We start from the raw sequence: 6,241 nt of genomic DNA, 5'->3' as shown, positions 1-6,241 counted from the left end.
AACAACCCGCAGGAGCGGCTGAACAAGGAGATCCGTCGCCGCACCGACGTGGTCGGCATCTTCCCCGACCGCACCGCCGTCATCCGGCTCGTCGGCGCGGTCCTGGCCGAGCAGAACGACGAGTGGACCGAAGCCCGCCGCTACATGGGCCGCGAGCTCCTCGCCAAGGCCCGACTCCACCCGATCGAGTCAGAAAAAGACGACACCGCCCTGCCCACCGAACTCACCGCATAGCCTCAAATACGAGATCACCGAGTGGCCGTCGATACACCACTCCAGCGGACGTGACCTAGGTCAACGACACGGCAGTCGTTCACACGTACGCAGGAGACCTGCCCGTTTCCTGCCGATGGTCTGAATGCACCGGCGAGACTCCGTCCCATGGGAGCAGTGATGAGCGTCGCACCGAAGGCGTCCAAGCCCACCTGGCCGACTCCGCCGGAAGGCGGCTGGACCGCCGACGACCTGGACCGCCTCCCGAATCTTCCTCCGCATACGGAATTGATCGACGGGAGCCTGGTCTTCGCGAGTCCGCAGACACTTTTCCACTCGCGTGCAGTGAGTTTCTTCGAGTGGCAACTGCAGTCCGCGGCGCCTGAACAGGTCCAAGTGGTCCGCGAGCTCACCATCGGCATCGACCGCCAGAATCGCCCTGAGCCGGATGTGGTCGTAGTGCGCAGCGACGTCGTGGAGAACGCGAAGCAGACCCGTTTCCCGGCGGACGCCGTCGTCCTGGCCGTCGAGGCCGTCTCCGATGAATCCGTTTCCCGCGACCGCGAGACCAAGCCCCTGAAGTACGTCCGAGCGAAGATCCCCCACTACTGGAGGGTCGAGAACGGGAACGACCGCGTCGTCGTGCACGTCTTCGAGCTGGAGTCCACCACCGGTACGCACACGGGTACGGGCATCTTCCGCGAGCGGATGAAGACGCACGTCCCGTTCACGATGGACCTGGATCTCTCCGGCATCAAGCCCCGTCGGTGCAGGTGATCTCCTTCTCACGCCACTGCCCGGCGCCCCCACCGGGACACCGGGCAGCCGCTCGCACAAGGCCGGTTCAGCGCACGAACACCCCTGCCTGGTTCGCCAGGTCGAGGAAGTACTGGGGGGCCACGCCCAGTACCACCGTGACGGCCACGCCGACGCCGATCGCGGTCATCGTCAGGGGTGAGGGCACCGCGACCGTCGGGCCCTCCGGACGCGGCTCGCTGAAGAACATGAGCACGATCACGCGGATGTAGAAGAACGCCGCGACCGCGGACGAGATCACACCGATCACGACCAGCGGTGCCGCGCCGCCCTCCGCCGCCGCCTTGAACACGGCGAACTTCCCGGCGAAGCCCGAGGTCAGCGGGATGCCCGCGAAGGCCAGCAGGAAGACCGCGAACACCGCCGCCACCAGCGGGGAGCGCCGGCCGAGCCCGGCCCACTTGGACAGGTGCGTCGCCTCGCCGCCCGCGTCGCGCACCAGGGTGACCACGGCGAACGCGCCGATCGTCACGAAGGAGTACGCGGCCAGGTAGAAGAGGACGGAGGAGACGCCGTCCTTCGAGGTGGCGATGACACCCGCGAGGATGAAGCCCGCATGGGCGATCGACGAGTACGCCAGCAGCCGCTTGATGTCGGTCTGGGTGATCGCGACGATCGCACCGCCGAGCATCGTGATGATCGCCACGCCCCACATGACCGGCCGCCAGTCCCAGCGCATCCCGGGCAGCACGACGTACAGCAGCCGCAGCAGCGCGCCGAACGCGGCCACCTTGGTCGCCGCCGCCATGAAGCCGGTGACCGGGGTCGGCGCACCCTGGTAGACGTCCGGGGTCCACATGTGGAACGGCACGGCGCCCACCTTGAACAGCAGCCCCATCACCACCATCGCCGCGCCGATCAGCAGCAGCGCGTCGTTGCCCATGGTGTTGGCCAGCGCCGGGTCGACGCTGGGCACGTTGCCCTCGACGACCCGCGCGATCGTCGTGTACGACACCGAGCCCGCGTACCCGTACAGCAGGGCGATGCCGAACAGGGTGAACGCGGAGGCGAACGCGCCGAGCAGGAAGTACTTGACCGCGGCCTCCTGCGACATGAGCCGCTTGCGGCGGGCCAGGGCGCACAGCAGGTACAGCGGGAGGGAGAAGACCTCCAGGGCCACGAACAGGGTCAGCAGGTCGTTCGCCGAGGGGAAGACGAGCATGCCGGCGACGGCGAACAGGAGTAGCGGGAAGACCTCCGTGGTGGTGAATCCGGCCTTCACCGCGGCCTTCTCGCTGTCACTGCCCGGCACGGACGACGCCTGCGCGGCGAAGGAGTCGACGCGGTTGCCGTGCGCCTCCGGGTCCAGGCGCCGCTCGGCGAAGGTGAACAGGCCGACCAGCGCGGACAGCAGGATCGTGCCTTGCAGGAAGAGGGACGGGCCGTCGACGGCGATGGCGCCCATCGCCGCGATGTGCGCCTTGGTGGTGCCGTAGCCGCCCGCCGCCAGGACGACGACCGCGGCGAAGGCGGCGCACAGGGCGACGACGGACACGAACACCTGCGCGTAGTAACGGGATCTGCGCGGGACGAAGGCCTCGACCAGCACCCCGACGATCGCCGCGCCGACCACGATGAGGGTGGGCGACAGCTGCCCGTATTCGATCTTCGGCGCGCCGATCTTGGCGATCGGGTCGGCCGCGGTTGTCCACAGGCTGTGGACGGCTGCTGCGCTCACTTGGCGGCCTCCACCTCGGGCTTGGGGTCGGTCTTGTGCACATCGGACATGGTCTGCTTGACCGCCGGGTTGACGATGTTCGTCACGGGCTTCGGATAGACGCCCAGGAAGACCAGCAGCACGATCAGCGGGGCCACGACCACCAGCTCGCGCACCCTGAGGTCCGGCATCGCGGAGACCTCCCGCTTCACCGGGCCGGTCATCGTCCGCTGGTAGAGGACGAGGGTGTACAGCGCGGCGAGCACGATGCCCAGGGTGGCGACGATGCCGATGGCCGGGTAGCGCGTGAACGTGCCGACCAGGACCAGGAACTCACTGACGAAGGGCGCGAGCCCCGGCAGGGAGAGGGTCGCCAGGCCGCCGATCAGGAAGGTGCCGGCGAGCACGGGGGCGACCTTCTGCACCCCGCCGTAGTCGGCGATGAGCCGCGAGCCGCGCCGGGAGATCAGGAATCCGGCGACCAGCAGCAGCGCGGCCGTGGAGAGACCGTGGTTGACCATGTACAGCGTCGCGCCGGACTGGCCCTGGCTGGTCATCGCGAAGATGCCCATGATGATGAAGCCGAAGTGCGAGATCGACGCGTAGGCGATCAGGCGCTTGATGTCCCGCTGACCGACCGCCAGCAGCGCTCCGTAGAGGATGCTGATCACGGCCAGGACGAGGATGACGGGCGTCGCCCACCTGCTCGCCCCCGGGAACAGCTGGAGGCAGAAGCGCAGCATCGCGAAGGTGCCCACCTTGTCGACGACCGCCGTGATGAGGACGGCGACCGGGGCGGTGGCCTCCCCCATCGCGTTGGGCAGCCAGGTGTGCAGCGGCCACAGCGGCGCCTTCACCGCGAAGGCGAAGAAGAAGCCGAGGAACAGCCAGCGTTCGGTGCTGGTGGCCATGTGCAGGGAACCGTTGGCGCGGGCCTCGGCGATCTCGGTGAGGGAGAAGTTCCCGGCGACGACGTACAGGCCGATCACCGCGGCGAGCATGATCAGGCCGCCGACCAGGTTGTAGAGGAGGAACTTAACGGCCGCGTACGACCGCTGCGTGGAAGCCGCTTCCTCTCCGTGCTCGTGGGCACGGTCCCCGAAGCCGCCGATGAGGAAGTACATCGGGATCAGCATCGCTTCGAAGAAGATGTAGAAGAGGAAGACGTCCGTGGCCTCGAAGGAGATGATCACCATCGCCTCGACGGCCAGGATCAGGGCGAAGAAGCCCTGGGTGGGCCGCCAGCGGCGGCTGCCGGTCTCCAGGGGGTCGGCGTCGTGCCAGCCCGCGAGGACCACGAACGGGATCAGCAGCGCGGTCAGCGCGACCAGCGCCACACCGATGCCGTCCACGCCCAGTTCGTAGCGGACCCCGAAGGCCGCGATCCAGGAGTGGGACTCGGTGAGCTGGTAGCGGGCACCGTCCGGGTCGAAGCGGACCAGGGTGGTGATCGCCAGCGCGAGCGTGCCGAGGGAGACGACGAGCGCGAGCCACTTGGCGGCCGCGCGCCGGGAGGCCGGTACGGCGGCCGTGGCGACGGCCCCGACTGCCGGGAGCACCGCCGTCGCTGTCAGCAGAGGAAAGGACATCGGTATCAGACCGCCCTCATCAGCAGGGTCGCGGCGACCAGGAGTGCCGCGCCGCCGAACATCGAGACCGCGTAGGAACGCGCGAAGCCGTTCTGCAGCCTGCGCATCCGCCCGGACAGGCCGCCGACCGAGGCCGCCGTGCCGTTGACGACACCGTCGACCAGGCTGTGGTCGACGTACACCAGGGACCGGGTGAGGTGCTCGCCCCCGCGGACGAGGACGACGTGGTTGAAGTCGTCCTGGAGCAGGTCGCGCCGGGCGGCCCGGGTGAGCAGCGACCCGCGTGGGGCGACGGCCGGGACCGGCTTGCGGCCGTACTGGGCCCAGGCGATGGCCACGCCGATCACCAGGCAGACCATGGTGGCGCCGGTGACGACCGCGGCGCTGACCGGCGAGTCGCCCTCGCTGTGCCCGGTGACCGGCTCCAGCCAGTGCAGGAAGCGGTCGCCGATGCTGAAGAACGCGCCGCCGAAGACCGACCCGACGGCCAGCACGATCATGGGGATGGTCATGGTCCCGGGCGACTCGTGCGGGTGCGGTTCCGCGTGGGCGCCGCGCTCCTCGGCCGCCGGTTCCGCGCTGGGCTCGGCGGGCGAGGCGGTGGGCCGGTCGCGCCAGCGCTCCTCGCCGAAGAACGTCATCAGCATCACGCGGGTCATGTAGTACGCCGTGATGGCCGCGCCCAGCAGGGCCGCGCCGCCGAGGATCCAGCCCTCGGTGCCGCCCTTGGCGAAGGCCGCCTCGATGATCTTGTCCTTGGAGAAGAAGCCGGACAGGCCCGGGAAGCCGATGATCGCGAGGTAGCCGAGGCCGAAGGTGATGAAGGTGACCGGCATGTACTTCCTGAGGCCGCCGTACTTGCGCATGTCGACCTCGTCGTTCATACCGTGCATGACGGAGCCGGCGCCGAGGAACAGCCCGGCCTTGAAGAAGCCGTGCGTCACCAGGTGCATGATCGCGAAGACGTAGCCGATGGGGCCGAGCCCCGCGGCCAGCACCATGTAGCCGATCTGCGACATGGTCGAGCCGGCCAGCGCCTTCTTGATGTCGTCCTTCGCGCAACCGACGATCGCACCGAACAGCAGCGTGACCGCGCCGACGACGGTGACGGCGAGCTGCGCGTCGGGCGCCGCGTTGAAGATCGCGCCCGAGCGGACGATGAGGTAGACGCCCGCGGTCACCATCGTGGCGGCGTGGATGAGGGCGGAGACCGGGGTCGGGCCCTCCATCGCGTCACCGAGCCAGGACTGCAGCGGCACCTGGGCGGACTTGCCGCAGGCGGCGAGCAGCAGCATCAGGCCGATCGCGGTGAGCTTGCCCTGTGAGGTGTCCCCCACGTGGCCGAAGACCGGACCGAAGGCGAAGGTGCCGAACGTCGTGAACATCAGCATGATGGCGATCGACAGGCCCATGTCGCCGACCCGGTTGACCAGGAAGGCCTTCTTGGCGGCGGTCGCCGCGCTGGGCTTGTGCTGCCAGAAGCCGATCAGCAGGTAGGAGGCGAGACCGACGCCCTCCCAGCCGACGTACAGCAGCAGGTAGTTGTCGGCGAGGACGAGCAGCAGCATCGCCGCCAGGAACAGGTTGAGGTAGCCGAAGAAGCGGCGGCGCCGCTCGTCGTGCTCCATGTACCCGATCGAGTACAGGTGGATGAGCGAGCCGACCCCGGTGATCAGCAGGACGAACGTCATCGACAGCTGGTCGAGCCGGAAGGTGACGTCCGCCTGGAAGCCGGCCACCGGAACCCAGCTGAACAGGTGCTGGGTCACCGTGCGGTGGTCGGCGCCCTTGCCGAGGAGGTCGGCGAAGAGGGCCAGGCCGATCACGAAGGAGGCGGCGGCGAGCAGGGTGCCGATCCAGTGGCCGACGGCGTCCAGGCGCCGGCCGCCGACCAGGAGGACGGCCGCTCCGAGCAGGGGCGCCGCGATGAGCAGCGCGATCAGGTTCTCCACGATTCTTCCGACCC

Annotated in this window: 5 protein-coding genes; 2 read left to right on the top strand and 3 right to left on the bottom strand. The window is 68.9% G+C overall.

What is annotated here, in order from left to right:
- A partial coding sequence (locus tag AB0G56_RS36940) for a transposase (protein ID WP_360978960.1) occupies positions 1 to 234 on the top strand: 234 nt, incomplete at its 5' end.
- A 159-nt stretch (positions 235 to 393) separates the two neighbouring features.
- Positions 394 to 990, top strand: a complete 597-nt coding sequence (locus tag AB0G56_RS36935) for a Uma2 family endonuclease (protein WP_360978957.1) — start codon at positions 394 to 396, stop codon at positions 988 to 990.
- 67 nt (positions 991 to 1,057) lie between these two features.
- Here AB0G56_RS36935 and nuoN read toward each other — a convergent pair whose 3' ends face one another.
- The 3 genes from nuoN to nuoL are packed head-to-tail and all read right to left on the bottom strand — an operon-like array spanning position 1,058 to position 6,227.
- The gene (gene nuoN, locus AB0G56_RS36930; protein ID WP_360978954.1) at positions 1,058 to 2,707 is read right to left on the bottom strand and encodes an NADH-quinone oxidoreductase subunit NuoN; all 1,650 of its coding nucleotides are present in this window, start codon (positions 2,705 to 2,707) and stop codon (positions 1,058 to 1,060) included.
- Complete coding sequence (locus tag AB0G56_RS36925) at positions 2,704 to 4,275, bottom strand: NADH-quinone oxidoreductase subunit M (RefSeq protein ID WP_360978951.1); 1,572 nt, start codon at positions 4,273 to 4,275, stop codon at positions 2,704 to 2,706. The genes nuoN and AB0G56_RS36925 overlap by 4 nt, the downstream gene beginning before the upstream one ends.
- 5 nt (positions 4,276 to 4,280) lie before the next feature.
- The gene (gene nuoL, locus AB0G56_RS36920; protein WP_360978948.1) at positions 4,281 to 6,227 is read right to left on the bottom strand and encodes an NADH-quinone oxidoreductase subunit L; all 1,947 of its coding nucleotides are present in this window, start codon (positions 6,225 to 6,227) and stop codon (positions 4,281 to 4,283) included.
- Positions 6,228 to 6,241 lie beyond the last annotated feature (14 nt).

The organism is Streptomyces sp. NPDC021356 (genome assembly GCF_040641015.1).
GTDB lineage: Bacteria > Actinomycetota > Actinomycetes > Streptomycetales > Streptomycetaceae > Streptomyces.
The sequence above is the reverse complement of the archived record's forward strand: the minus strand, read 5'-3'. Positions and strand labels throughout refer to the sequence as shown.

What these genes read in the sequence shown, in the direction of transcription:
- AB0G56_RS36935 (WP_360978957.1), top strand. Translation starts at nt 394, where the DNA reads ATGAGCGTCGCACCGAAGGCGTCCAAGCCCACCTGGCCGACTCCGCCG.
- AB0G56_RS36925 (WP_360978951.1), bottom strand. Translation starts at nt 4,275, where the DNA reads ATGTCCTTTCCTCTGCTGACAGCGACGGCGGTGCTCCCGGCAGTCGGG.